Genomic DNA, 25662 nt, shown 5'->3' with positions numbered 1-25662 from the left:
ATGCGCTGGCTGCTGGCGCTGCTGCTCCTGATGCTGCCGCTGGCCGCGCTGGCCCAGCAGCCGCTGCACGATCCGCAGCCGCTGCAGTTCCGCGATGGTGCCGAGGAACGCCGCTTCCATGACCTGGCCGCGCAGCTGCGCTGCGTGCAGTGCCAGAACCAGTCGCTGGCCGACTCCAACGCGCAGATCGCCCAGGACCTGCGCCGGGAGGTGCTGCAGTTGATGCAGCAGGGCCACGACGACGCACAGATCAAGCAGTTCCTGGTCGCCCGCTACGGTGAGTTCGTGCTCTATCAACCACCGTTGCAGCCGGGCACCTGGCTGCTGTGGGGCGGCCCCCTGCTGGTGCTCGGCGCCGGTGCACTGGTGGTGCTGGGCATCGTCCGCCGACGTGGACGCACCGTCGGCGCGGCGCCGGCCGGCAAGGCCGATGAAGGAGACGAATGGTGAACCATTGGCTGCCGGTGCTGGCCGGCCTGGTTGCTGCGCTGATGGCAGCACTGGTGCTGTGGCCGTTGCGCCACCACGGTCGTCGCGGTTTCGTGGTCGGCGTGTTCGCACTGGGCGTGGCCGGTGCCTGCCTGTACCTGCTGGTCGGTGATCCGCGTGCAGCACAGCTGCAGCCGACGCCGTCGGTAGCCACCCTGCGCGATGGCGTGCAGGCCCTGCAGGATGCACTGAAGCGCGACCCTCAGCGTGCCGATGGCTGGGCATTGCTCGGGCGTTCGCAGGCAGAACTGGGCAATGCCTCAGCTGCGGCAGACGCCTTCGCGAAGGCCGCCGAATTGGCACCGGATGATCCTGGCGTGCTGGTGGAAGCCGCGCAGGCGCGCGCGCAGGCTGATGCCGGCAAGCAGTTCGATGACACCGCGATGGCCTGGTTGCAGCAGGCACGTACACAGGCCCCTGACGCCGAGCGCGCCAGCTGGCTGCTGGGCATCGCCCTGCGCCAACGCGGAAAGAATGCCGAGGCCGCGGATGTGTGGAGCGGCCTGCTGCCGCGACTGGAACCGGGTGCCGCGCAGGCGCTGCAGGCGCAGATCGCGATTGCCCGCGAGGCCGCAGGCCAGGCACCGGACGCGACGGCAGTCGCTGCACCGGCGCTGTTGCAGGTGCGTGTGCAGCTGCCTGCGTTGAAGCGCACCGAGTGGCCGGCCAGCACCCAGGTATTCGTGCTGGCCCGCGCCGTGGGTGGACCGCCGATGCCGGTGGCCGCACGCAAGCTGCCGCTGAGCGGATTCCCGGACACGGTCGGGCTGGGCGACGGTGACAGTCCGATGCCAACCGCACCGCTGTCGGCCCATCGCGAAGTGGAAGTGCTGGCACGCATCTCACGCACCGGCAGCGCCAACCGCAGCGAGGACGACCTGCAGAGCGTTCCGGTGAAGGTAAGCCTGCCGCATGAAGGCGTGGTGGAACTGCGGTTTCCCTGACTTGTAGAGCCGAGCCCACGCTCGGCTGCGATTGGCTTGCCGGCGCCCGCCAGCCGAGCATCGGCTCGGCTCTACAGCAGATCCACGCCATGCGTGGATACGACGGTCCGGTCCGCGTCCACCCGCTGCTGGAATCCAGCGTGTCGCCAGCTGCACATGCGGCCCCGCTAGAATGGCTGCATGACCGAATTCATCCCGCCCGGCACCCGCTTCCACGCCCTGCCTTCGCCCTTCTCGTTCAAGCGCGGTGGCGCCCTGCACGGCGCGCGCGCGGCCTACGAGACCTGGGGAACGCTGGCGACTGACGCCAGCAATGCGATCCTGATCGTGACCGGCCTGTCCCCAGACGCGCATGCAGCGGCCAACGAGGCCAACCCGGCACCGGGCTGGTGGGAAGCGATGGTTGGCCCCGACAAACCCATCGATACCAACCGCTGGTTCGTGGTGTGCGTGAATTCGCTGGGCAGCTGCAAGGGCTCGACCGGTCCTGCCTCGCTCAACCCGGCCACCGGCCAGCCGTATCGTCTCGACTTCCCCGAGCTGTCGATCGAAGACGGCGCGCGCGCCGCCATCGAAGTCGTGCGTGCGCTGGGCATCGAGCAGCTGGCCTGCGTGGTCGGCAACTCGATGGGCGGCATGACCGCGTTGGCCGTGCTGATGCTGCACCCGGGCATTGCGCGCAGCCACGTCAACATTTCCGGCAGCGCGCAGGCGCTGCCGTTCTCCATCGCGATCCGCTCGCTGCAGCGCGAGGCAATCCGCCTTGACCCGCGCTGGAATGGCGGCCACTACGACGACGACGCGTATCCCGAGTCCGGCATGCGCATGGCCCGCAAGCTGGGCGTGATCACCTACCGTTCGGCACTGGAATGGGATGGCCGCTTTGGCCGCGTGCGGCTGGATTCGGACCAGACCGACGACGATCCGTTCGGCCTCGAATTCCAGGTGGAAAGTTACCTGGAAGGCCACGCACGGCGCTTCGTGCGATTCTTCGATCCCAACTGCTATCTGTACCTGAGCCGCTCGATGGACTGGTTCGACCTGGCCGAGTACGCCGATGGCGATGTGCTGGCCGGGCTGGCGAAGATCCGGGTGGAGAAGGCGCTGGCCATCGGCGCCAACACCGACATCCTGTTCCCGGTGCAGCAGCAGCAACAGGTCGCCGATGGCCTGCGTGCCGGAGGCGCTGACGCCCATTTCATCGGATTGGAGTCACCGCAGGGTCACGACGCCTTCCTGGTCGACTTCGATCGTTTCGGCCCCGCCGTGCGCGGCTTCCTCGACGCATTGTAAGTGGCGTGGCGGCGTAACCTCGCACTGGCCGCGTTCGGCGCGTTGATCGCGCTGATGATCAGCGGCGTGCTGCCGCTGTGGCTGGGCGGCTGGTGCCTGCTGGCCAGTGCGGTGTCGTTCGGCCTCTATGGCCATGACAAGCGCGCGGCGCAGCGAAAGCAGTGGCGTATTCCCGAGCGCACCCTGCAGCTGCTGGCCTTTGCCGGTGGCTGGCCGGGCGCGCTGCTGGGCCAAGCGCTGTTCCGCCACAAGCACCGCAAGGCCGCATTCCAGTGGGTGTTCTGGCTGTGCGTGCTGGCCAACGTGGCCTCGATCGCGGTGATGCTGCGCGAGTTCTCGCGGTAACCGTTCGAATGGGTAGTGCCGGCCGCTGGCCGGCAACGTCATGATGTTCGACGCGGATGCGTGGTTGCCGGCCAGCGGCCGGCACTACCGGGGTGTTTTCACGCTTCGCGCTCCAACACCCCATCACGCAACCGGTACTGCGCATCGACCACGCCTTCGGGCAGGTCGTCGTGGGTGATCATCAACAGGCTGCGCCCGTCCAGCAACCCGGAAAGGTCCTGCAACAACGCGCGTGCGGTATCCACGTCGAGGCCTTCGGTCGGTTCGTCCAGCAGCAGGATCGGCGCATTGCGCAGCAGCGCGCGCGCCAGTGCCAACCGCCGCGCCTGGCCGGCTGACATCGTCGCGCCGTTCTCGCCCACCCAGGCCTGCAGGCCGCCGTTGCGCTCGGCCCATTCGCCCAGACGCACGCGGCGCAGCACCGCCCACAACGCGGCGTCGCTGGCATCGGGATCACCAAGGCGCAGGTTCTCGGCCACGCTGCCGGCAAACACCGGCGCGTTCTGCGGCAGCCACGCCAGTTGCCGGTGCCAGTCAGCCTGGGCGAAATCACGCAGATCGCGGCCACCGTAGGTCAGCCGTCCCTGCTGCGGATCCCACAGCCGCAGCAGCAGGCTGGACAGCGTGGTCTTGCCGCTGCCGCTGTCGCCGCGAATCGCGATGCGCTCGCCCGGCGCCAGGGTCAGATGCAGGCCGGACAGCACCGGCCGCGCCGCACCGGGCCACTGGAAATGCACGTCATCCCACTGTACGCGCGCGGCCTGCGGTACCGGCTGCGGCGCCTGCGGATCGTCCACCGTCGGCGGTTGCTCGACGATGGCCTGCAACCGCTCGGCGGCAATGCGCCCGGACTGCAGCGACTGCCAGGCCAGGCCCATGCCGGCCCACAGCTCGATCAACGCCACGGTCAGGAACACCAGGCCCGCGGCCATCTCCGGCGCGATGCGCTGCTGTTCGGCCGCATGCAGGGCCAATGCCAGCATCGCCACCAGCCCCAGCCCGGCGACCAGACCGTGCAGCGTCGAGGCCGCGATCAGGCGCCAGCGGCGGCGGCGATCACGCGAGGCCAGCTGCTTGGCAGCTACGCGTACCTTGAGCTGCCAGGCCGCATCGGCGTGCAGCGCGGCCAGGTCACCCGCACCTTCCAGCCCTTCGAATGCAGCGGTACGCAATGCGGCACGATGCGCGGCACGGTCGGCCTCCTCGTCGTCATGGCCACGCACGCCCAGCCACGGCACGCCGAAGGCGATCAGCAGCGCCAGCACCGCCATCAGCACCGCAGCCGACGGCAGGATCAGTGCCGCCGAAACGATCGCGACCAGCGACAATCCGCCCAACGCCACCAGCAGCCCGATCGCACGCACCAGCAGGCCGTCCACTTCACCGATATCGCCGAGCAGGCGCGCCAGAAGGTCGCCGGTGCGCGTAGCCCCCAACCGTGTGGGTGCCAGCGGCAACGCGCGGCGGAAGAACCACACGCGCAGGTCGCGGGCGATGCGCAGCGTGGCGTCGTGGCCGACCAGCTTCTCGAAATAGCGCGACACGATGCGCGCCATCGTCAGCCCGCGTATGCCAGCGGACGGTGAAAAGAAGTTGAAGCCTTGGCCGAGGCCGGCCGCGCCAGCCAACGCGGCGGCGGTGAGGAAGCCACCGGACAGACCTAGCAATGCGGTGCCGGCCAGCATGGTGGTCCACAGCAGCAGCACGGTGAGCAGCAGGCGCGGCCGATGGCGCAGGAACACCGCGCGCAGCGAATCAGGCGAACGGCTCATGCGCGCACCGCCTGTGCCGGCTCGACCAGGCGGCCTTCCGGCAACAGCAGGCAACGGTCGGCCCAGGCGATCACCGCCGGGCTGTGGGTGGCGACCACCACGCTGCGGCCACGTGCATAGGCGGCCAGGCTGCGCAAAAGCGCCGCTTCGGTATCGGCATCGAGGAACGCGGTGGGTTCGTCCAGCAGCAGCACCTGCGGATCGCGCAGCAACAACCGGGCCAGGCCGATACGACGGGCTTCGCCGCCGGACAGGCCGAAGCCACGTTCGCCGATCACCGTGTCCAGGCCCAGTGGCAGGCGCTGTGCGAACTGCAGCACCTGCGCGGCCTCGGCCACCGCACGAAGACGCGCATCGCTGGCACCCGGATCGGCCAGGCGCAGGTTGTCGGCAATGCTGCCGTGGAACAGGTAGGGGCGCTGGCTGGCATAGGCCACCTGCACACCGGGACGCAGCTGCAGCTTGCCGGCGCGCGGCGGCAGCCAGCCGGCCAGCGCTTCCAGCAGGGTGCTTTTACCGGAGCCGCTGGGACCAACCAGGGCCAGGCGCTGGCCCGGCTCCAGCCGCAGGTCCAGATCCTGCAGCACATCCTGCGGCGCGCCCAGCGGGCGCAGCACCAGCCCTTGTGCCTGCAGCGGCGGCAAGGCGGCCTCGGCCGGCTCCACCGCCAAAGGTGCAACCTCGTTCTCGATCAGGCCCTGCTCATCGGGCAGCGACTGCAGCAGGCGCTCCACTTCGGCGGCGGCGGCCAGTGCATTGGCGCGATCATGGTAATGCGCGGCCAGCCGTCGCAGCGGCGCATAGAATTCCGGTGCCAGCAGCAGGCAGAACAGCCCCGCACCCAGCGTCGGCACCGCTGCATGCAGCGACATCATGCCCAGATAGCTCAGGCCCAGGTACAGCGCCACCATCGCCACGCTCACCGAGGCGAAGAATTCCAGCACCGTGGACGAGAGGAAAGCGATGCGCAGAACCTTCAGGGTGCGCACGCGCACGCCTTCGGCAGCCGCCTCGATCCCCTCCAGCTCAGCTTCGCCGCGGCCATACAGGCGTAGCAGGCCCAGGCCCTTGATCCGGTCGGCGAAATGGCCGCTCATGCGTGCCAGCTCACCCAGCTGCGCACGGCCGGCCGCTTCGGCGCCCCAGCCCACCAGCATCATGAAAAATGGCACCAGCGGCGCAGTGAACAGCAGGATCAGCGCCACCACCCAGTCGACCCAGGCGACAGCGGCCAGGATCAGTAGCGGCACCACCACCACTTCAGTGCGCACCGGCAGGAAGCCGCTGTAATAGCTCTCGATCGCATCACCGTGATGCAGCATCAGTTCGCCCAGTTCGCCGGTGCGGCGCTGCCGCAGCCACAGTGGGCCGTGGCCCAGCAGGCGTGCGAACACGCGTTCGCGCAATGCCAGGCGTGCGGCGTCGGCCACGTCACCGGCAGCCGCCTGGGTGGCGCTGCCCAGCAGCGTGCGCAGCACCAGGATCACCGCCAGCCCACCCAGCGCTGGCAGTCCCGAGGCCAGCGGCACGCGCTCCACCAGCACCTGCTGCACCAGCCAGGCGATGGCGGCAGCTTGGCCGATCAACAGCGCGCCGGACAGGCTGATGCACAGCGCGGCCAGGCGCTGGCGGGCCCGGGCGGAGCGTGCCAGGTCGGCCAGCCAGGCCGTGCGCACACGCCGCTGGCGGGCGGTTTCAGCTTCCGGGGACAGGCCGTCAGGGGTCGTTTCGGCAGCGCTCAAGAGGTCTTCACGGGCAACGGGGGAGACACGGCATTGTAGGCGCAGGCAATAGCCCGCCCCTGCGGCCGGCGGTCGCAGTCTTCATCAGGTTGGCATACGATCAACCGGGGCACCTGTTCATACATTGATCTGGATCAAGGCTGTTTGAAGTAGTCGGTCACATCATTCACGTCGTAGACCACCCTTCCCGCCACCTGCAACGGCACTATCCAACGAGGTAGCCAGGCCATGATTGATCAGACAGTCGTAGAACTGTCGCGGCTGCAATTCGCGCTGACCGCGATGTACCACTTCCTATTCGTACCGCTCACCCTCGGCCTGTCCTTCATGGTGGCCATCATGGAGAGCGTGTACGTGATGACCGGCAAGGAGATCTGGCGCAGGATGACCCTGTTCTGGGGCGTCCTGTTCGGCATCAACTTCGCCATGGGCGTCGCCACCGGCATTGTCATGGAGTTCCAGTTCGGCATGAACTGGTCCTACTACAGCCACTACGTGGGTGACATCTTCGGTGCGCCGCTGGCGATCGAAGGCCTGATGGCCTTCTTCCTGGAAGCCACCTTCGTCGGCCTGTTCTTCTTCGGCTGGAATCGCCTGAGCAAGGTCAAGCACCTGATGGTGACCTGGCTGATGGCGTTGGGCACCAACCTGTCGGCGATCTGGATCCTGGTCGCCAATGGCTGGATGCAGAACCCGACCGGTGCGGTGTTCAACACGGAAACCATGCGCATGGAAGTGGTCGACTTCATGGCGGTGGTGTTCAACCCGGTGGCGCAGGCCAAGTTCGTGCACACCGTCAGCGCCGGCTACGTGACCGGTGCGGTGTTCGTGATGGCGATCAGTGCCCTGTTCCTGCTGCGCAACAAGCACAAGGACCTGGCCCGACGTTCGTTCGCGGTGGCCGCGGCGTTCGGCCTGCTGTCCTCGCTGTCGGTGGTGGTGCTGGGTGACGAGAGTGGCTACGCCGCCAGCGAACACCAGAAGATGAAGCTGGCCGCGATCGAAGCGATGTGGGAGACCGAGCGTGCGCCGGCCGACTTCACCGCCTTCGGCATCCCGAACCAGGACACCCACCAGAACGACTACGCGGTGAAGATCCCCTACCTGATGGGCCTGATCGCCACCCGTTCGTTGAACCAGCCGATTCCGGGCATCCTGGAACTGGTCGAGCGCGCCGAACACCGCGTGCGTGGCGGCCAGCTGGCCTACGGCGCGCTGGAACGCCTGCGTGCGAACAAGAACGACGTCGAAGCACGCGAGATGTTCGACCGCCACTGGCAGGACCTGGGCCACGGCCTGCTGCTCAAGCGCTATCGCGATGACATCCTCAACGCCACCCCGCAGGAGATCTCGCAGGCGGCGATGGACACCGTGCCGCGCGTGATGCCGCTGTTCTGGACCTTCCGCGTGATGGCCGGCCTGGGCTTCTACCTGATCGCCTTCTTCGCACTGGCCTTCTACTACTCCTGCCGCAACAACTTCCAGGACAAGCGCTGGTTCCTCAAGCTGGCCGTGTGGACGCTGCCGGCACCGTGGATCGCGATCGAGTGCGGCTGGTTCGTGGCCGAGTATGGTCGCCAGCCGTGGGCGGTCGATGGCGTGCTGCCAACCTTCTATGCGGCATCGGGGCTGGCCCTGCATGAAATCGTGCTCACCCTGGCCGGCTTCACTGCCATCTACACCGCGCTGATCGTGGTCGAGATCAAGCTGATGCTCAAGGCGATCCGCAAGGGTCCGGACGAGCTGCTGCCATCGCTGCAGTCGCCCCAGCCGCATGCTTCCCACAATGCCTCGGCGCCGGTCGCCGGCCAGGCCTGAGGCAGGAGAACCAAGATGGATTTCATTCTTCTGGACTACACCACGCTGCGCGTGATCTGGTGGCTGCTGCTTGGCATCCTGCTGATCGGTTTTGCCGTGATGGATGGTTTCGACCTGGGCGTGGGCACCCTGCTGCCCTTCGTCGCCCGCACTGACGCCGAACGCCGCCGGGTGATCAACACCATCGGCCCGGTCTGGGAAGGCAACCAGGTGTGGCTGATCCTGGGTGGCGGCGCCATCTTCGCCGCCTGGCCGCCGCTGTACGCGGTCAGCTTCTCTGGCTTCTACCTGGCGATGTTCGTGATCCTGTTCGCCCTGATCCTGCGCCCGGTCGGCTTCAAGTTCCGCAGCAAGATGCCCAGCGAACGCTGGCGCAACACCTGGGACTGGGCGCTGTTCATCGGTGGCTTCATCCCGGCGCTGATCATGGGCGTGGCAGTGGGCAACGTGCTGCTGGGCGTGCCGTTCCATTTCGATGACAGCATGCGCATCTTCTACACCGGCTCGTTCTTCGGCCTGCTGATGCCCTTCGCGCTGCTGGCCGGCCTGCTGAGCGTGTCGATGCTGGTCGCCCACGGTGCCGCCATGCTGGTGATCAAGACCGACGGCGCGGTGGCCGAGCGTGCCGCCCGATTCGGCAGCATCGCGGCGATCATCGCCTTCGTGCTGTTCGCAGTCGGCGGCGCCTGGGTGGCCTTCGGCCTTCCGGGTTACCAGATCACCTCGCAGGTGGTTACCGATGGCGCCACCAATCCGCTGCTGAAGACCGCCGAACTCGGCGCCGCCGGTGGCTGGATGCGCAACTACAGCGCGATGCCGGCCACGATCCTGGCCCCCCTGCTCGGCCTGGCCGGCCTGCTGGCCAGTGCGGTGCTGCTGCGGGCCCGTCGTGGTGGCCTGGCCTTCATCGCCTCCGGTGCGGCCATCGCCGGCATCATCCTGACCGTCGGCTTCGCCATCTTCCCGTTCCTGCTGCCGTCCTCGAGCCAGCCCACCTCCAGCCTGACCGTGTGGGATGCCTCGTCCAGCCACCTGACCCTGTGGATCATGCTGCTGGCCACGGCGGTGTTCCTGCCGATCATCCTCGCCTACACCACCTGGGTGTACCGCGTGCTGAAGGGCAAGACCACCTCCGAAGAGATGGGCAACAACCCCAACGCGTATTGATTGCTTGCACGTGTGCCGACCAACGGTCGGCACCTACCCGGAATGAAGGAGACTGATCATGTGGTATTTCGCCTGGATTCTCGGTGCCGGCCTCGCCTCGACGGTGGCCATCCTCAACGGCATGTGGTTCGAAGCCCGCGAGCAGAACCGCATCGAGAACGAAAATCGTCGCTGAGATGTAAAAAGACCTTGCCGCCTTGGCCTTCACACGGTATCTTAGGCGGCTCCTTCGGGGTGTAGCTCAGTCTGGTAGAGCGCTACGTTCGGGACGTAGAGGTCGCAGGTTCGAATCCTGTCTCCCCGACCACTTCGGTGGTCGCATTGAAGCCTGGTGATGTCGCCCAGGCTTTTTTGTTCCCTGAAGTGGCACCGCTTTTGCGGTGTGAAGAAAACAGCGTTCACCCCTTGCCGCCATCGGGATGAATCGCTAGAATAGGCGGCTCCCTTCGGGGTGTAGCTCAGTCTGGTAGAGCGCTACGTTCGGGACGTAGAGGTCGCAGGTTCGAATCCTGTCTCCCCGACCACTTCGGTGGTCACCAAGAAGCCTGGAAGACATCACTGTCCTCCGGGTTTTTTTGTACCAGGCGCCAGGCCTCCCGCATGACGGGACCTTGCCAGGCAGCGCACGTACAATGGCCGCGCTGCCGGCCCGCCAGCAGCCCCTCCCCCACCTGCCGCTTCGGCGTAGACCGATGCCGGCGCTGCATGCCATTGCCCCGGCGTGCGACACCTGCAAGGACCACCGATGAGTTCCTCCACTTCCGATTCGCCGTCGCTGCTGCACGGTCGTGTCCTCGCGTTTGCCGCGATCCTGCTGGCAGCGGTCAACCTGCGCACTGCGGTCACCTCGATCACCCCGCTGCTGGACGTACTCGGCCAGCAGTTCGGCTTCGGCACCACCATGACCGGCGTGCTGGGCATGCTGCCGACCGCCTCGTTCGCGGTGTTCGGCGTGGCCACGCCGACGCTGGCGCGGCGCCTGGGCCTGGAGCGCACCACGCTGCTGGCGATGGTGATGGCGATGGCTGGCCTGCTGCTGCGCTCCAGCGCCGGCAACGTCGGCACGCTGCTGCTCGGTTCGGTGCTGGCACTGGCCGGCATGGGCATCGGCAACGTGGTGGTGCCGCCGCTGGTGAAGCGCTACTTCGCCAACAAGGTCGGCACCATGAGCACGCTCTACATCAGCGTGCTGCAGCTGGGCACCATGCTGCCCGCATTGCTGGCGGTACCGGTGGCCAACACCGCTGGCTGGCGCGTGTCGCTGGGCATGTGGGCACTGCTGGCACTGGCCGCAGCATTGCCGTGGCTGGTTCTGGCCAGGCGCGCACCGAAGCCGCAGGCAGATGCCATCGACCCGACCGCACAGCCGCATGGGAAAGTCTGGCGCACCTCACTGGGCTGGAGCATGACGCTGATGTTCGGCATGACTTCGCTGATGACCTATTCGATGTTCACCTGGCTGCCACGCATCGTGGTCGAGGCCGGCGGCACACCGGCCTTTGGTGGCGTGATGGTGGCGGTGTTCTCGGCGCTCGGGCTGCTGCCGTCGCTGGTCATTCCATCCATGGCAGTTCGCATGCAGAACCCGTTTCCGCTGGTGCTGATCGGCTTCTTCTCGTTCGTGATCGCCTTCACCGGCCTGCTGCTGGCACCGATGAAGGCCCCTCTGCTGTGGGCGTGCCTGCTCGGCGTCGGTCCATCCACCTTCCCGCTGGCGCTGACCCTGATCAACCTGCGCACGCGCACCCCCACCGGCTCGGCGGCACTGTCCGGCTTCATGCAGGGCGTGGGTTACAGCTTCAGCTGCCTCGGGCCGTTCCTGGTCGGCTGGCTGCATACGGTCAGCAACGGCTGGACGATCCCGTTCAGCTTCCTGTTCGGCTGCGCCACCCTGATGCTGTGCGCTTCCTGGGTGGCCTGCAAGCCGCGCAAGCTGGAAGACCTCTGGTAAGCCGCATGGGGCCAGCAACCGGCCCCACCTACCGCTCGTCAGCCCGTTTGCGCATTTTGACGCCGGGCTGACAATTCCGGGCGGATAGTGCCCACGAATGCCCATCCTTGCCGCGTGCCGGCATCGGGCATGGGGGCGGCAGCGCCGCCCAGGCCACCACTCGGTGCGCGGGGGACTCTCGTTTCAGACAAGACATTGCAGGTCGCTGTCCTGGTTCCGCCCATCCCTGCTGGATGGGAGTTCGCGAGGGGAGTGACGCAGGCCACGGCCACCCCAAAATCTGGCATGTGATGTGCGTCACATTTTTCAGGTTGTCTGGTTCGGAAGCCAAGGGGGTCCCCAATGGTTGTCCACCGCCGGCTGGCGCTCTGCGTCGGCCTTGCCTGTACCGCCCTGGCCTGGGCCAGCAGTGCTGCCCCGCCCGACCGCGAGGCGGCCCTGGCCGAGATCGGCCGCTACCGCGACCAGGCCCGCTGGCTGGATGCCCTCGGCGCCATCGAGCGCGCCAGCCAACAGCAGCCCAACGACGATCTGCTGTTCAAGCTGCGCGTACTGACCCTGGGCGACATCGGCAATGCGTGGCGCGCCTGGGAGCTGTATCAGCAGCGCCCGCAGCTGTTCGACGCTGCACAGAAGCAGCGCATCGAAGGCGACTACCTGGCCAAACTGGTGGTCTGGAGCCTGGCCTACAGCAGCAGCGAAGACAGCCGGCTGGAAGAGGCCGAATCAACCCTGGCGCGCATGCAGCGCTACCTGGGCGCCGAAGGCACTCCACCCGCGCAGGCGCCGCTTCGCGTCCGCATGGACCGGCTGATCCTGCTCAACCGGCTGGGCCGCCATGCGCAGGTGCGCGAGGAAGCCCGCGCACTGCAGGCCGAAGGCCATGCCCTGCCCGACTATGTGCTGCCTGCGGTCGGCGATTCGCTGATGGGCACCCTGCATCCGGAAGAAGCCATCCCGGTGCTGCAGGCGGCCGTCGCTGGCGATCCGGCGCGCGACGCCTCGCATTCGGAACTGGCCTACGCCTACCTGGAAAGCGAGCAGCAGGAAAAGGCGATCGACCTGCTGCAGGCATGGCGCGACAAGGAACCAGCGTGGCGCTGGAGCAATGGCAAATCCCCATACGCGAACTGGTCGCGCTACGAAGCTGACCTCAACCTGGCGATGGTACGCGCCTACAGCGGTGACCTGCCCACCGCGCAGCGCGACCTGGAATCAATGGTGGAGATCGCACCGGGCAACGGTGGACTGCAGAGCGCGCTGGGCAGCGTCTACATGATGCGCGGATGGCCACGCATGGCACTGCAGCGCCAGCAGATGGCACATGCGCTGGACCCTCGCGACATCGAGCCGCGGCTGGGCATGGAGGAGGCCTACGTCGCCCTGCAGCGCGATGACCTGGCAAGGCCACTGCACGACGATCTTGTCGCACGCTACCCGACCCAACCCGCCGTCGAACGCATGGACCAGGCCTGGCGGGCGCATCGCGGTTGGCAGCTGAAGGCATGGACCGACATTGGTCGCAGCTCCGGCGGTGGCGGCACCTCGCCGCTGGGCAACAACGACCGTCACTACGGGGTCGAAGTGCAGACACCGGTACTCGACGACCGCTGGCGGTTGTTCGCCTTGGCCGACAGGCGCTCGGTCGACTTCCAGGACCAGCGCATTGACCCGCTGTGGCTGGGCGCGGGCGTACGCTACCGCTTCGGCCAGCTGGATGCGGAAGCGGCGGTACTGCGCGCCAACGACCACATTGGCGATACCGGCCTGCGCATCGGCGTGGGTTGGCAGTTCAACGATTACTGGCATGCCGGGCTGGTGGCCGCACGCAATGACCCGGAAGCCTCGATGCAGGCGCGCGTGGCGGGCATCACCGCTGACAGCGTGAGCGCGCAGGTCGACTACCGGCGCAGCGAGCTGACCCACTGGATGTTCGGCGCCAGCCGCTTCCGCTACGACGACGGCAACCACCGCGAGCTGTTCAGCACCAGCATCGAACAGCGCCTGCTGACCCGCCCGCGCTGGTTGATCGACGGCCTGGCCAGTGCTTACACCAGCCGGGGCAGCCGCGACGACGCGCCCTACTTCAACCCGAAGCGCGACCGCATGGTCGAGATCGGGCTGCGCATCGACCAGCAGCTGTGGCGGCACTACGAGCGCCACTTCCGGCACCGCCTGACGGTCTCGCTGGGTGACTACTGGCAGGACGGCTTCGGCAGCGCTCTGGTCCCTTCGGTGTCCTACATGCACGAATGGCAGCTGGGCCAGGGCCGCGTGTTCGAGTACGGCGTGCGCTGGTCGCGGCCGGTCTACGACGGCCACCGCGAGCGTCATATCGGCTTCGAAGCCGCACTGCGCTGGGGAGAGTGACATGGCCCGCATCCTGCGACTGATCGTGCTCCTGCTGCTGGCCGCCACGCCGCCGGCGTTCGCGCAGCAGGCCCTGCATCTCGATGCCACTGACAACGGCCTGCTGATCCTCAGCTACCACGACATCCGCGACCGGGTCGCGGCCAAGGGCGATGCCGATACCTATGCGGTGAGCACGCAGAACTTCGCCGCACACCTGGACTGGCTCGGCGCGCATGGTTATCACCCGGTCTCGCTGTCGCAGGTGATCGACGCCTCCCAGGGACGCGCCACGCTGCCACCGAAACCCGTACTGCTGACCTTCGATGATGGCCTGCGCAGCGTCTACGACAAGGCGTTCCCGCTGCTGCAGGCGTACCGCTACCCGGCGCTGGTGGCAGTGATCACCGATTACGTGGACATGGCACCCGGGCGCACGATCGACTATGGCTACCGGCCGTTCGGCCACGATGACTTCGTTACCTGGGCGCAGCTGAAGCAGATGCACGACAGCGGCCTGATCGAAGTGGCCAGCCATACCGACGACCTGCACCACGGAGTGCTTGCCAATCCGCAGGGCAATTCGACGCCAGCGGTGGTCACCCGCATCTACCGGCCGGCCACGCGCAGCTACGAGAGCGAGGCGCAGTACGAGCAGCGCCTGCGCGCCGATCTCGGCCGCAGCGTGCAGCGCATCCAGCAGCATCTGGGCGTGCGCCCGCGCGCCATTGTCTGGCCGTACGCGGCCTACAACCAGTTGAGCAACGACATCGCCGAACAGCTGGGCATGCCGGTGTCCTTCGATCTGGAAGGCCGCAGCACGCCAGTGGCCAGCGACCTGCATGGGCTGGCGCGCTTCCTGGTCAGCGACAACCCGACCGTGGAGGGCCTCGCCTACGAGCTGCGGCGCGACGTTGCGCTCGACGGCATCCGCGCGTTGCAGGTCGACCTGGATGATGTATACGACCCGGACCCGGCGCAGCAGGGGCGCAACCTCGATGCGCTGATCGAGCGGGTCAAGCGCATCTCGCCCACCCACGTCTACCTGCAGGCGTTCGCCGATCCGGACGGCAACAACACCGCCGATGCACTGTACTTCCCCAACCGGCACATGCCGATGCGCGCGGACCTGTTCAGCCGGGTCGCCTGGCAGCTGAAGTCGCGCGCGGGGGTGAAGGTTTACGCATGGCTGCCGGTGCTCGGCTTCGAGCTGCCCGACCCCGTGCAGCGCAAGGCACTGGCGATCCACAACGGTGATGCCGACGGCATGTACCGGCTGGACTTCACCAATCCGAAGGCACGCCAGATCATGCTCGACATCTACGAGGATCTGGCCGTCAATTCGTATTTCGAAGGCCTGCTCTTCCATGATGATGGCTACCTGCGCGACACCGAGCTGCCCACCTTGTCGGCCGGTACGGACGGCAGCGCACGCACACAGGCGCTGATCGACTTCACCCTGGCCCTGCGCGACAGTGCGCAGCGTTGGCGGCCGAAGCTGGCCACGGTGCGCAACCTGTACGCGGAGCCGGTGCTGCGTCCGCAGAGCGAGGCCTGGTTCGCGCAGCGCCTGGACCTGTTCAACAAGGCCTACGACCAGACCGCACTGATGGCGATGCCGTGGATGGAAGGCAGCAGGCATCCGGAACGCTGGCTCGACCAGCTGCTGGCCGCGGTGCGCGCGCACGATCCCCAGTTGCAGCACACCCTGTTCGAACTGCAGACCGTCGATTGGCGCAGCGGGCAACCGATTCCCGCCGAGCGGCTGCGCGCGCAGATCCGCCAGCTGCAGGCGCAGGGCGTGCACCACTTCGCCTGGTACCCGGATGACTTCATCGCCGGCCAGCCTTCCACCCATGATGCCCGCGCGGCGATGTCCGCCGGCAACTTCCCGTACCCGGAGAAGTGACATGGACATGCATCCGCTGCTGCAGGTCCTGTTCCAGTTCGCCTTCTACTACCCGATGGTGATGGCGTTCTTCTGGATGTCGGGCGGCCTGTATTACTACTTCCGGCGCGAACGCCATTCGCGCCCACGCAACGACCCGCCGCTGATGGTCGATCCACCGTTCGCGAGCCTGTTGATTCCCTGCCACAACGAGTCCGCGAACCTCGACGACACGCTCGGCGCGGCGCTGGCACAGCGCTATCCGGCCGACTACGAGGTGATCGCCATCGACGATGGCAGCAGTGATGACACCGGCGCCCGGCTCGACGTGCTGGCGGCGAAGCATCCGCGGCTGCGCGTGCTGCACCTTGACCGCAACCTCGGCAAGGCCAACGCGCTGCGCATGGGTGCGCTGGCGGCCCGCTCGGAGTACCTGGTGTGCATCGATGGCGACGCGATGCTGGAGGAGCACGCGCTGCACTGGATGATCTGGCACCTGGTGAGCGGCAACCGGGTCGGCGCGGTGACCGGCAATCCGCGCATCCGCAACCGCTCCACCCTGCTCGGACGCCTGCAGGTGGCCGAGTTCTCGTCGATCATCGGCATGATCAAGCGCGCGCAGCGCGTGTACGGGCGCATCTTCACCATCTCCGGAGTGATCGCAGGCTTTCGCCGCACCGCCCTGCACCAGGTCGGCTGGTGGTCGGACGACATGGTGACCGAAGACATCGACATCAGCTGGCGCCTGCAGCGGGCGCACTGGGACATTCGCTACGAACCCAACGCACTGTGCTTCATCCTGATGCCGGAAACGCTGAAGGGGCTGTGGAGGCAGCGGCTGCGCTGGGCCCAGGGTGGCGTGGAGGTGATGCTGCGCCACGCCCGCTCGCTGCTGCACTGGAAGGAGCGGCGCATGTGGGGCGTACTGCTGGAGTACGTGCTGAGCGTGATCTGGGCTTACACCATGTTGTTCATCGTGGTGCTGTGGGCGCTGGGCAAGTTCATCGAACTGCCGCCGCAGCTGCATATCGCCAGCCTGCTGCCGCAATGGCATGGCGTGATCCTGGCCCTGGTCTGCCTGATGCAGTTCGCCAGCAGCCTGATCATCGACCGTCGTTACGAAACACAGATTGGACGCAACTACTTCTGGGTCATCTGGTACCCGATGGCGTACTGGCTGATCAGTCTTTCCACCACCCTGGTGGCGTTGCCGAAGACCCTGCTGCGCCGTCGCAGCAAGCGCGCCACCTGGACCAGTCCCGATCGGGGGATCCGATGAACGCACAACGCCCGTCCAACCGCTTCGACTCGCGGATGATCCGCAAGCCGCATCGCCAACCACGCTTCCAGCGCACCGCCTGGGGCTTCGTCACCCTCGCGTTCTGGGGGTTCTACTTCTACCTGTGGGCACCGTTGGTGACCCTGTTCTCGTGGCTGATCGGCGGCCAGCTGGCCTGGCAGCAGCTGTACGAACGGCAAAGCCAGTTCGACCCCTATGTGCTGGTGGCACTGCCGCTGATGCTGCTGTGTGCCAGCGTGCTGCTGATCGGCTGGGCCGAGTACAACCGCGCGCGCTTCCGTGGCCACGAGCGACGCCTGCCGCGACCACTGGCCAGCCTCAATGAAGTCGCGGCCGATCTGGGTGCCAGCACCGGCCTTGCCGAGCGCCTGCTGGGCTGCAAGGCCGCCACGCTGCACATGGACGATCACGCGCGGCCGATCGGTATCCGCCGCGAGGTGGTGTGACGCCCCGGTAGTCGCCGACCCGGGTCGGCGCTTGCTTTGGTAGCTGCCGATCCTGGTCGGCGCTTGGGCCTGGTGGGCGCCGACCTTGGTCGGCACCGGGGTCTACCGCGAAGTGCATCCGCGCATCGCGTGGATCTACGTGCGCGTCTGCCCTTCGCCGCGCACGACAAATCGTTCGACGGTGAGTGCTTCCAGGCCCATTGGACCGTACGCATGCAGGCGCGTGGTGGAAATGCCGATCTCGCTGCCCAGGCCCAGCTGGCCACCGTCGGAGAAGCGCGACGAGGCATTGACCATCACTACCGCCGAGCGCAGCGCAGTGACGAAGCGCTCGGCATGGCCGGCGTCTTCGGTGGCGATCACTTCGGTATGGTCGGAGGTATAGGCACGGATGTGCGCGATGGCCGCCTCGAGGTCATCAACCACGCGCACGGCCAGCACCAGGTCGAGGAACTCGGCAGCGTAGTCGTCTTCGCTGGCGGCGGTGCTGCCTGGCAGCAGCGGCTGCGCGTTCGTGTCGGCGCGCAGCTCCACGCCACGCTCACCGAGCGCCTGCGCCACGCGCGGCAGGAAGGCTTCGGCCACATCACGATGCACCAGCAGGGTTTCCAGCGAGTTGCAGGCCGACGGACGGCTGCATTTGCCGTCCACCAGAAGGTCGATGGCTTTGCCGAGGTCGGCGCTGGCATCCACGAACAGGTGGCAGACACCCTTGTAGTGCTTGATCACCGGCACCCGCGCATGCTCGGCAACGAAGCGGATCAGGCCTTCGCCGCCGCGCGGAATCGCCAGATCGATCAGTTCATGCAGCTGCAGCAGTTCCAGCATTGCTTCGCGGCGCAGGTCGGTCAGCACGGTCACTGCCGCCGCCGGTACGCCATTGGCCTGCAGGGCGCCGGCCAGCGCCTGGGCGATGGCGGTGTTGGAGTGGATCGCTTCGGAACCACCGCGCAGGATCACACCATTGCCGGCCTTCAGGCACAGCGCGGCCGCTTCGGCGGTCACGTTCGGGCGCGCCTCGTAGATCATCGCGATCACGCCCAGCGGCACGCGCACCTTCTGCACGCGGATGCCGTTTGGACGCACATCGTCGCGGGTGATCTGGCCGACGGGATCGGGCAGCGCGGCGACCTCTCGCACGGCTTCGGCCATCGCGAACAGGCGTGCCGGGTCCAGCGCCAGGCGGTCGAGCATGGCACTGCCAATGCCTTTCTCGCGCGCAGCGGCAAGGTCGCGCGCATTACCGGCCAGGATCAGCCCGGCATTCACTTCCAGTGCCTGGGCCATCGCCAGCAGCAGCGTGCGGCGCGTCGCACTGTCGAGGCCGGCAACGGTCTGGGCCGCGTCACGGCAGGCACGCGCCTGCGCTTCGATTTCGCTCATCGGCGAGTCCTTCAATCCGGTCATGGCAGCACCAGGTCGTCGCGATGGACGACGCTACCGCCGTAGTTGTAGCCCAGCACGGCCTCGATGTCGCGCGAATGGCGGCCGGCGATCCGGCGCACATCATCGGCCGCGTACTGGCTGACTCCGCGCGCCACGCAGACGCGGCCCTGTGGCGCGTTCCAGCACACCTGCACCATGTCGCCACGGCGGAACATGCCCTCCGCGCCGGTGATGCCGCCGGGCAGCAGCGAGGCGCCCTTCTCGCGCATCGCCTGCGCCGCGCCGGCATCGATCACGATAGCACCCTCGACCAGCGGCGCGTGCCGCAGCCAGTGCTTGCGGGCCGCCTCACGGCTGCGCGCGGCGTGGATACGGGTACCGAACAGGCGGTCCTGGGCCAGCGCGCGTACCACGTCACCGCTGCGGCCATTGAACAGATAGGTTTCGATGCCGAGACGCCCCGCCTTCGCTGCCGCTTCCAGCTTGGTCCGCATGCCGCCGGTACCGGCGCGCGAGCCGGCGCCGCCGGCCATCGCCAGCACCTCGTCACTCAGTTCCGGCACGTCGTGCAATGGCCGCGCATCGGCCACGGTGCGCGGGTCGGCGCTGTACAGTCCGTCGATGTCGGTGGCAATGAACAGCGCATCGGCATCAACCAGCGCGGCCACGGTGGCGGCCAGGTTGTCGTTGTCGCCGAGCTTGAGTTCGTCCACCGACACGGTGTCGTTCTCGTTGACCACCGGCAACGCGCCCAGCCGCAGCAGTTCGTTGAGCGTGGCGCGTGCGTTGAGGTAGCGGCGGCGGTTGCGCAGGTCGTCATGGGTCAGCAGCACCTGCGCCACCGGGCGCTCGAAGAAGCGCTGCCAGAGCCCGATCAGCTGGGCCTGGCCAAGCGCGGCCAGCGCCTGCCGTGCCGCCATCGCCGCGCCGGGCTCATCGGCCCGCGGCAGGATCGCCCGCCCGGCCGCAACCGCACCGGACGACACGATCACCACCTCACGTCCGGCCAGTACATTGGCAGAAACGAACTGTGCCAGGCCCAGCGCGTGGCGGGGCGACAGGCCGCCGCCATCGGCGGCGAGCAGGCTGCTGCCCACTTTCAGCACCGCACGCCGCCACGGCGGCAGCGCCTGTTCCGGGAACGGCGAAGCGACGTGGCTGGCATGCAGAGTCATCAGTCAGGGCCTCAGCGGGTGTTCCATTCGTGCACGGTCAGGTCGGAGGCATGCATCGTCACCAGCGGATCGGTGGCGACGATGGCCTGCGCCTGCGCCAGGCTGTCCACGTTGCACAGCACATAGGCGCCACCACTGCCGTCGGCGAAACCACCAGTCAGCTGCAGCTTGCCCTGCGCCTGCAACGCATCGAGGAAATCGCGGTGCGGCTGCACCGCTGCATCGTTGAAGTCCGGCCGGCGCATCGCCATCACCAGGTAGACAGTGCCCGCCATCAGGACAGCGCCTGCCAGCGCGCGCGCAGTTCGTCCAGGCGCAGGTCGGCGGCCGAACCCGGCGACACGCGCGCGGCGAGGCTGCCTTCCGGGGTACGCCCCTGCCCTGCACTGTCGGCACCGGCAGCTGCGGCCTTGTAGGCCTCGCGGAACGGCACGCCAGCCACCGCCGCTTCCACCGCAACGTCGGTGGCATACATGCCCGAATCAATCGCCGCGCGCAGCTTGTCGTCACGCCATTCCAGATTGGCCAGCAGCGCCGGCAGCAGTTCCAGCGCGGCCAGGCCACGGCCGAAGCCGTGGAAGATGGCCCCCTTGGACGACTGCAGGTCGCGATGGTAGCCGGACGGCAGCGACAGCAGCTGCTCGATCTCGGTGCGCGCAGCGGCGACGCTGGCGTGGGTGGCACGCATCAGCTCGATCACGTCCGGATTGCGCTTGTTGGGCATGATCGAACTGCCGGTGGTGTACTGCGCCGGCAGCGCGACGAAGCCGAACTCGGCGCTGGTGAACAGTGACAGGTCCCAGGCAATGCGGCGCAGGTCCAGCGTGGCGCCACCGAGCGCTTCCAGTGCAGCCAGCTCGAACTTGCCACGCGACAGCTGCGCATAGATCGGCGAGATCTGCATGCGCGCGAAGCCGAGCGCCGCCGTGGTGTGCTCGCGGTCCAGCGGCAGGTTCACGCCGTAGCCGGCAGCGGTACCCAACGGATTGGCGTCGACCAGCGCATGGGTATCGCGGGCGCGGATGGCGTTGTCGATGAAGGCCTCGGCCCAGCCCGCCCACCACATGCCGGCCGAGGACACTACGGCGCGCTGGATGTGGGTGTAGCCGGGAATCGGCAGGTCCTTCTCGGCCTGTGCGCGGTCCAGCGCAACCTTGGCCGCTTCGGCGCTGAGCTGTGCCACGCGCTGCAGCTTCTCCTTCAGCCAGAGGCGGGTGGCGACCAGGATCTGGTCGTTGCGGCTGCGGCCGGTGTGGATCTTGCGGCCGGCATCGCCGAGGCGTTCGGTCAGGCGCGCTTCGATCGCCGAGTGACCATCCTCGTACTGGGTATCGAGCACGAAGCGGCCTTCGCGGAAGTCCTGCGCCAGGATCTCCAGTTCGCGCAGCAGTTCTGCCAGTTCATCGGCGCTGAGGATGCCGATGTGCTGCAGGCCCTGCGCATGCGCGGCGCTGGCAGCGATGTCATGCAGGAAGAACTCGCGGTCGAGGATCACGTCGTCGCCGGCGAGGAAGGTCTGGATCTGGGCGTCGACGGCGACGCCGGGCTTCTGCCAAAGAAGGTCTGCCATGGGGGCTCCGGAATGCGTATTCAGTGCGGGATCGACGTCAGTTCGTCGATGCCAAGCGCGAGGTTGAGGTTCTGCATGGCCTGGGTGGCCGCGCCCTTCAGCAGGTTGTCCAGGGTCGCCACCACGACGACCCGCTTGCCGCCCGGCGCGAGCGTGAAGCCACCGACCTGGGCACCGTGTCGGCCGGCGATACGGCTGACCCACGGCGCTTCATCCACCACGTCGATCAGGGGTTCGCCGGCATAGGCCTGCTGGAAGCGCTCGACGATCTGTTCGCGGGTCTGCACGCGGTTCAGCCACAGGTTGGCGGTAAGCGTGATGCCCCGGAAATGCGGCGCGACATGTGGCATGAATTCAACAGCCACACCCAGCTGCACCGACACCTCCCGCTCATGCACGTGGTTGGTCAGCGCGTAGGGCATCAGGTTGTCGGCCAGCAGTTCGACGTTGTTCTTGTCCGACGGCGTGGTACCGGCGCCGGAGTAGCCGGAGACACCGAAGCACTGCGGCGGACCGGCCAGCAGGTCCAGCAGCGGATGCACCGCCAGCTGCATCGCCGTGGCATAGCAGCCCGGGTTGCTGATGTGCTTCTGGCCGTTGTAGCGGCCGCGGGTCAGCTCCGGCAGGCCGTAATACCAGCTGTTGTCGAAGCGGTAGTCGGCCGAGAGGTCGACGATGACGGTGTCCGCCTTCGCCGCCTCCAGCGCGGCCACGAACGGCGCGGCCAAGCCGTTGGGCAGGGCCAGGATCACCGCATCCACGCCCTTGGCCGCCACTGCGTCGGCGTCCAGGTTTTCGTACTGCAGCTCGCCCTGGAATTCCGGGTGGTGGTCGGACAGGCGCTGCCCGGCGCGCTCGCGCGAGGAGACGAAAGCCAGTTCCAGCCGCGGATGGGCGGCCACCAGCTTGATCAGCTCGGCGCCGGTATGGCCGCGGGCACCGACGATGCCCAGGGTAAAGGTCGAATCGTTCATGCGTGACTGTCCAGGCGGTACTGCAGGTGGCGCTTCACGCCCTGCCATTCCGCATCGATGATGGAGAAGATGACGGTATCGCGCGGCGTGCCATCGGCATGCCGCTTGTGGTTGCGCAGCACGCCATCCTGCTTGGCGCCCAAGCGCGCGATGGCGGTGCGCGAGGTGACGTTGAACCAGCTGGTTTCCAGTACCACGCTGATGCAGCCCATGGCCTCGAAGGCGTGCTGCAGCAGCAACAGCTTGGCTTCGGTGTTGGCGCCGGTGCGCTGCACGCGCGGCGTGTACCAGGTGTAGCCGAGGCTGAGCCTGGGCACGCTGGCATCCATGTCGTAGAAGCGCGTGCTGCCGATGATGTCACCCGCCGCATCACGGATCACGAACGGCAGCACCTTGCCTTCGCTCTGCGCCTGCACCGCGGCCCGCACATAGGCCTCGGCCTGTTCCGGCGATGGCACCTGGGTGTACCAGAGCTGGTCCAGGCCGCTGCCTTCAAGCGCATCGCGCAGGCCGGGCACGTGCTCCATCTGCAGCGGCTGCAGGGTTACGTGCTGGCCGCGCAGGGTAGGAACCGTGTTCCAGGCATCGAGGTTGCTCATTGCTCAGCCCTGCAGGCTCGGGGTGCGCTGCGCGCAATGATCGACATAGGTCTTGATCCGGTCGATGCCATCGGCACCGAACCAGAATACCTTCCACTGATCCTGCTTGTAGCAGCCATCGGACTCGGCGTAGTAGAAGTGATTGATCGGGTTGCCACGGCGCGAGCGCCAGAACAGCTGCGGCGTTTCTTCCAGCATCACGTTCCAGACCGCACGGCCGAGGCCTTCGCCCTGTGCGTCGTCGAGCACGGCGAACTTGTCCAGGTACACGCCTTCGGCCTCGTCGGTGAGGATGACCGCGGTGCGGTAGTTCTCGCTGACGTAGGCGCGCAGCAGCCTGGTCTTCTGGAAATAGTCCGGCACCAGGGTGCGGCCGAAGCTGGATTCGATCAGGCCCTTCAGGCGCGGCAGGTCCAGTTCGTCCCAAGCGGTGGCGCGCAGCACTTTTTCGCCCTTGCGCACCAGCGTGCCCGAGCCCTTGTGGGTGAACAGTTCCTTGGCCAGGTCGGCCGGGCGGGTGATCGACACCGACGATTCCAGCGGCAGGCGATCGAGCAGATCCTTGATCTGTTCGATCTTCACCTTCATGCCGCCGTGGATCCACGGCTGCGCGATCAGGTGGTCGTACTCGGTGGACAGGTTGATCGAATCGATCACGTTGCCCGCCTCGTCCAGCAGGCCGCCGGTGCCGGTCAGGAAGATGATCTTGTACGGCTGCAGTTCCTGCACCAGCTCGTTGGCGGCGAAGTCGGCGTTGACGTTGAGGATCTGGCCACCGACGGTTTCACCCAGGCTGGTGATGACCGGGATCGAGCCCGCACGCAGGCTGGCCTCGATCGGCGCCAGGTTGACCTTCTTCACCTCGCCGACCAGGCCGTAGGTATCCACGTCCAGGTACTCGGCCTCGAACACGCCACCGGTGATGGAGGTGGCGCGCGCGCCGTTCTGCTGCAGCGCCTCGACCAGGCGCAGGTTGGACTGCTGGAACACCCGGCGCACGATCGCCAGTGCTTCCGGCGAAGTCACGCGCAGGCCGTTCACGGTCTGCTTGTCGATGCCGGCCGCCGACAGCTCGGCATCCAGCTGCGGGCCGGCGCCGTGCAGCACGATCGGGGTCAGCCCGACTTCCTGCAGGAACGACAGCGAAGAGGTCAGCGCGTCGAGATCGTCGCGCAGCACCGCGCCGCCGACCTTGACCACGGCGAAGCGCTTGGCATCCAGCTGCGAAAAGCGCTTGAGGTACTGGCTGATCTCCTTCGCGCTGGCCATGCTGGAAAGCAGGCGCACGATGGTCTGGCGGGTCTGGCGGTGGGGCTGGAGGGCAGGAGACATTTCGGTTTCGTCGGAAAGGGAAGAATCAGGCGCCGGCGGCGATGATGCGGTGCACGGCGTCGGTGTAGCGCTGCAGCTGGTCCAGCGTCACGAACTCATCGGCGGTGTGGGCCTGGGCAATATCGCCCGGGCCAAACACCAGGGTGGTGTAACCGGCGGCGGAGAACAGCGAGGCCTCGGTCCAGAAGTCCACGGCGTTGCCGATCGGCAGCTCAAGCGCGTCGGCCACGTCACGTGCCAGCAGGCGGCGGTTCTCGGCTTCGGCGATGTCGCCGGCCGGCAGGCTGGGGCCACGGAAGGTCTCGGTGAATACCGCCGCTTCCGGCTCGGCGAACCCGGCGAAGGTGGCCAGCAACGCGTCGATGTTCATCGACGGCAGCGGCCGGAAACCGAAGCGCACTTCGGCAGCGGGCGCGATCATGTTGGCCTTGATCCCGCCTTCGACGCGACCGATGTTGAAGCGCAGGCCCGTCAGCCCACCGAAGCGCGCCGAAGCCAGCGATTCCACATGGTCCAGCGCGCGGTTGCCCCAGCGCATCGCCTGGTGCAGCGCGCTGGCAGCCGCATCCTGCTTGCCCGAGGCGTGCCCGGCACGACCGGCGAACTGCATCAGCACCGAGCTGATGCCGCGATGCGCCAGCACCGCTTCGCTCATGGTCGGCTCGGCCACCAGCACCGCTTCATACGGCAGGCCACGGGCCAGGAACGCGGCGATGCAGCGCGGATCGTTGGCTTCTTCATCGCTGGAGAACAGGAAGGCCGCGTCACCGTCGCTGGCATTGGCTGCGGCCACCAGTGCGGCGGCCGCGCCCTTGATGTCACACACGCCCAGACCGACCACGCGGTCGTCCAGGCGGCGCATCACGTGCGGGTCGGCGCTCCAGTGCGGCGAATCGGGCACGGTATCAAGATGTACGTTGAACAGGTACTTCGGCGTCCCGCGCACGGCGTACAGGCTGACCGCACCGGCGCCGTGGTCGATCACCTCGACGTTGAAGCCGGGCAGGTTCGCGCGCAGGTAATCGAAGATGCCACCGGTGGTGATCGCGCGCGGTGGGTTGCGGGTGTCGAAGGACACCAGGACCTGCAGGTGATCGAGCGTCTGTTCAAGCATGAAACAAA

22 protein-coding genes and 2 tRNA genes are annotated in these 25662 nt (G+C 67.3%); 14 read left to right on the top strand and 10 right to left on the bottom strand.

All coding sequences use genetic code 11. The features are described 5' to 3' along the window. The 4 genes from AC5P65_RS07040 (at nt 1) to AC5P65_RS07025 (ending at nt 3071) form a co-directional block, all read left to right on the top strand. The gene (locus AC5P65_RS07040; RefSeq protein WP_180832186.1) at nt 1-450 is read left to right on the top strand and encodes a cytochrome c-type biogenesis protein; all 450 of its coding nucleotides are present in this window, start codon (nt 1-3) and stop codon (nt 448-450) included. Continuing rightward, on the top strand, nt 444-1433 hold the full coding sequence (locus AC5P65_RS07035) for a tetratricopeptide repeat protein (protein ID WP_227853546.1): 990 nt from the start codon (nt 444-446) through the stop codon (nt 1431-1433). The genes AC5P65_RS07040 and AC5P65_RS07035 overlap by 7 nt, the downstream gene beginning before the upstream one ends. Before the next feature lie 180 nt (nt 1434-1613). Then, entirely contained in the window at nt 1614-2726 is a 1113-nt protein-coding gene (gene metX, locus AC5P65_RS07030; RefSeq protein WP_180832184.1) for a homoserine O-acetyltransferase MetX, read from the top strand. Next, nucleotides 2727-3071 (top strand): DUF1294 domain-containing protein, encoded by a 345-nt coding sequence (locus AC5P65_RS07025; RefSeq protein WP_134729923.1) that lies wholly within the window; start codon nt 2727-2729, stop codon nt 3069-3071. A gap of 98 nt (nt 3072-3169) precedes the next feature. On the opposite strand, the gene cydC is transcribed toward AC5P65_RS07025, so the two are convergent. Further along, nucleotides 3170-4843, bottom strand: coding sequence for a thiol reductant ABC exporter subunit CydC (gene cydC / locus AC5P65_RS07020; RefSeq protein ID WP_111097858.1), 1674 nt, complete (start codon nt 4841-4843; stop codon nt 3170-3172). After that, nucleotides 4840-6585, bottom strand: a complete 1746-nt coding sequence (gene cydD / locus AC5P65_RS07015; RefSeq protein WP_021204642.1) for a thiol reductant ABC exporter subunit CydD — start codon at nt 6583-6585, stop codon at nt 4840-4842. The genes cydC and cydD overlap by 4 nt, the downstream gene beginning before the upstream one ends. 228 nt (nt 6586-6813) lie before the next feature. On the opposite strand from cydD, the gene AC5P65_RS07010 reads away from it, so the two are divergent. The 10 genes from AC5P65_RS07010 to pgaD all read left to right on the top strand — a co-directional run bounded on the left by AC5P65_RS07010 (nt 6814) and on the right by pgaD (nt 17504). Beyond that, entirely contained in the window at nt 6814-8403 is a 1590-nt protein-coding gene (locus AC5P65_RS07010; RefSeq protein ID WP_021204641.1) for a cytochrome ubiquinol oxidase subunit I, read from the top strand. A gap of 15 nt (nt 8404-8418) precedes the next feature. Further along, nucleotides 8419-9570, top strand: a complete 1152-nt coding sequence (cydB, locus tag AC5P65_RS07005) for a cytochrome d ubiquinol oxidase subunit II (protein ID WP_058982786.1) — start codon at nt 8419-8421, stop codon at nt 9568-9570. Nucleotides 9571-9628: 58 nt separating this feature from the next. Next, nucleotides 9629-9745: a cytochrome bd-I oxidase subunit CydX gene (gene cydX / locus AC5P65_RS07000; RefSeq protein ID WP_021204639.1), complete on the top strand. Its 117-nt coding sequence runs from the start codon at nt 9629-9631 to the stop codon at nt 9743-9745. A 55-nt stretch (nt 9746-9800) separates the two neighbouring features. After that, a tRNA-Pro gene (locus tag AC5P65_RS06995) sits at nt 9801-9877 on the top strand. A 140-nt stretch (nt 9878-10017) separates the two neighbouring features. Further along, a tRNA-Pro gene (locus AC5P65_RS06990) sits at nt 10018-10094 on the top strand. A gap of 221 nt (nt 10095-10315) precedes the next feature. Beyond that, the gene (locus AC5P65_RS06985) at nt 10316-11521 is read left to right on the top strand and encodes a CynX/NimT family MFS transporter (RefSeq protein WP_111102841.1); all 1206 of its coding nucleotides are present in this window, start codon (nt 10316-10318) and stop codon (nt 11519-11521) included. A 342-nt stretch (nt 11522-11863) separates the two neighbouring features. Beyond that, nucleotides 11864-13891 carry a poly-beta-1,6 N-acetyl-D-glucosamine export porin PgaA gene (gene pgaA, locus AC5P65_RS06980; RefSeq protein ID WP_111102839.1) on the top strand — a complete coding sequence of 676 codons (2028 nt, stop codon included), beginning with the start codon at nt 11864-11866 and terminating at the stop codon, nt 13889-13891. Nucleotide 13892: 1 nt separating this feature from the next. Further along, nucleotides 13893-15779 (top strand): poly-beta-1,6-N-acetyl-D-glucosamine N-deacetylase PgaB, encoded by a 1887-nt coding sequence (pgaB, locus tag AC5P65_RS06975; RefSeq protein WP_164144819.1) that lies wholly within the window; start codon nt 13893-13895, stop codon nt 15777-15779. A 1-nt stretch (nt 15780) separates the two neighbouring features. Further along, a complete protein-coding gene (gene pgaC, locus AC5P65_RS06970; protein ID WP_180832181.1) occupies nt 15781-17037 on the top strand; it encodes a poly-beta-1,6-N-acetyl-D-glucosamine synthase in 1257 nt (418 codons plus the stop codon). After that, a complete protein-coding gene (gene pgaD / locus AC5P65_RS06965; protein ID WP_005410359.1) occupies nt 17034-17504 on the top strand; it encodes a poly-beta-1,6-N-acetyl-D-glucosamine biosynthesis protein PgaD in 471 nt (156 codons plus the stop codon). Before pgaC ends, pgaD begins: the two co-directional genes overlap by 4 nt. Nucleotides 17505-17639: 135 nt before the next feature. Here the strand turns inward: pgaD and AC5P65_RS06960 are convergent, their stop codons facing one another. From AC5P65_RS06960 to AC5P65_RS06925, 8 genes are read right to left on the bottom strand one after another with little or no spacing between them, the layout of a single operon-like run. Next, nucleotides 17640-18911, bottom strand: coding sequence for a glutamate-5-semialdehyde dehydrogenase (locus tag AC5P65_RS06960; RefSeq protein WP_111102832.1), 1272 nt, complete (start codon nt 18909-18911; stop codon nt 17640-17642). Beyond that, entirely contained in the window at nt 18908-20065 is a 1158-nt protein-coding gene (gene proB, locus AC5P65_RS06955; protein ID WP_019660494.1) for a glutamate 5-kinase, read from the bottom strand. Before proB ends, AC5P65_RS06960 begins: the two co-directional genes overlap by 4 nt. An 11-nt stretch (nt 20066-20076) precedes the next feature. Next, nucleotides 20077-20340, bottom strand: a complete 264-nt coding sequence (locus AC5P65_RS06950) for a YciI family protein (protein ID WP_019660495.1) — start codon at nt 20338-20340, stop codon at nt 20077-20079. After that, nucleotides 20340-21635: an argininosuccinate lyase gene (gene argH / locus AC5P65_RS06945; RefSeq protein WP_111102830.1), complete on the bottom strand. Its 1296-nt coding sequence runs from the start codon at nt 21633-21635 to the stop codon at nt 20340-20342. The genes AC5P65_RS06950 and argH overlap by 1 nt, the downstream gene beginning before the upstream one ends. Nucleotides 21636-21655: 20 nt before the next feature. Beyond that, complete coding sequence (gene argC / locus AC5P65_RS06940; protein WP_111102828.1) at nt 21656-22609, bottom strand: N-acetyl-gamma-glutamyl-phosphate reductase; 954 nt, start codon at nt 22607-22609, stop codon at nt 21656-21658. After that, a complete protein-coding gene (locus AC5P65_RS06935; protein ID WP_111102826.1) occupies nt 22606-23208 on the bottom strand; it encodes a GNAT family N-acetyltransferase in 603 nt (200 codons plus the stop codon). Before AC5P65_RS06935 ends, argC begins: the two co-directional genes overlap by 4 nt. A 3-nt stretch (nt 23209-23211) precedes the next feature. Then, nucleotides 23212-24540, bottom strand: coding sequence for an acetylglutamate kinase (locus AC5P65_RS06930; protein ID WP_180832180.1), 1329 nt, complete (start codon nt 24538-24540; stop codon nt 23212-23214). A 25-nt stretch (nt 24541-24565) separates the two neighbouring features. Beyond that, nucleotides 24566-25654, bottom strand: coding sequence for an acetylornithine deacetylase (locus AC5P65_RS06925; RefSeq protein ID WP_111097865.1), 1089 nt, complete (start codon nt 25652-25654; stop codon nt 24566-24568). Between the last annotated feature and the right edge of the window lie 8 nt (nt 25655-25662).

The sequence above is a fragment of the Stenotrophomonas sp. YJH_SMC_48-3 genome (assembly GCF_059369375.1).
This window is presented reverse-complemented; position numbering and strand designations above follow the sequence as displayed.

Excerpts from the sequence above, each read along its gene's own strand:
- AC5P65_RS07040 (WP_180832186.1), top strand. The coding sequence starts at position 1 with ATGCGCTGGCTGCTGGCGCTGCTGCTCCTGATGCTGCCGCTGGCCGCG.
- AC5P65_RS07035 (WP_227853546.1), top strand. The coding sequence starts at position 444 with ATGGTGAACCATTGGCTGCCGGTGCTGGCCGGCCTGGTTGCTGCGCTG.
- metX (WP_180832184.1), top strand. The coding sequence starts at position 1,614 with ATGACCGAATTCATCCCGCCCGGCACCCGCTTCCACGCCCTGCCTTCG.
- cydC (WP_111097858.1), bottom strand. The coding sequence starts at position 4,843 with ATGAGCCGTTCGCCTGATTCGCTGCGCGCGGTGTTCCTGCGCCATCGG.
- AC5P65_RS07010 (WP_021204641.1), top strand. The coding sequence starts at position 6,814 with ATGATTGATCAGACAGTCGTAGAACTGTCGCGGCTGCAATTCGCGCTG.
- cydB (WP_058982786.1), top strand. The coding sequence starts at position 8,419 with ATGGATTTCATTCTTCTGGACTACACCACGCTGCGCGTGATCTGGTGG.
- cydX (WP_021204639.1), top strand. The coding sequence starts at position 9,629 with ATGTGGTATTTCGCCTGGATTCTCGGTGCCGGCCTCGCCTCGACGGTG.
- AC5P65_RS06985 (WP_111102841.1), top strand. The coding sequence starts at position 10,316 with ATGAGTTCCTCCACTTCCGATTCGCCGTCGCTGCTGCACGGTCGTGTC.
- pgaA (WP_111102839.1), top strand. The coding sequence starts at position 11,864 with ATGGTTGTCCACCGCCGGCTGGCGCTCTGCGTCGGCCTTGCCTGTACC.
- pgaB (WP_164144819.1), top strand. The coding sequence starts at position 13,893 with ATGGCCCGCATCCTGCGACTGATCGTGCTCCTGCTGCTGGCCGCCACG.
- pgaC (WP_180832181.1), top strand. The coding sequence starts at position 15,781 with ATGGACATGCATCCGCTGCTGCAGGTCCTGTTCCAGTTCGCCTTCTAC.
- pgaD (WP_005410359.1), top strand. The coding sequence starts at position 17,034 with ATGAACGCACAACGCCCGTCCAACCGCTTCGACTCGCGGATGATCCGC.
- AC5P65_RS06960 (WP_111102832.1), bottom strand. The coding sequence starts at position 18,911 with ATGACCGGATTGAAGGACTCGCCGATGAGCGAAATCGAAGCGCAGGCG.
- proB (WP_019660494.1), bottom strand. The coding sequence starts at position 20,065 with ATGACTCTGCATGCCAGCCACGTCGCTTCGCCGTTCCCGGAACAGGCG.
- AC5P65_RS06950 (WP_019660495.1), bottom strand. The coding sequence starts at position 20,340 with ATGGCGGGCACTGTCTACCTGGTGATGGCGATGCGCCGGCCGGACTTC.
- argH (WP_111102830.1), bottom strand. The coding sequence starts at position 21,635 with ATGGCAGACCTTCTTTGGCAGAAGCCCGGCGTCGCCGTCGACGCCCAG.
- argC (WP_111102828.1), bottom strand. The coding sequence starts at position 22,609 with ATGAACGATTCGACCTTTACCCTGGGCATCGTCGGTGCCCGCGGCCAT.
- AC5P65_RS06935 (WP_111102826.1), bottom strand. The coding sequence starts at position 23,208 with ATGAGCAACCTCGATGCCTGGAACACGGTTCCTACCCTGCGCGGCCAG.
- AC5P65_RS06930 (WP_180832180.1), bottom strand. The coding sequence starts at position 24,540 with ATGTCTCCTGCCCTCCAGCCCCACCGCCAGACCCGCCAGACCATCGTG.
- AC5P65_RS06925 (WP_111097865.1), bottom strand. The coding sequence starts at position 25,654 with ATGCTTGAACAGACGCTCGATCACCTGCAGGTCCTGGTGTCCTTCGAC.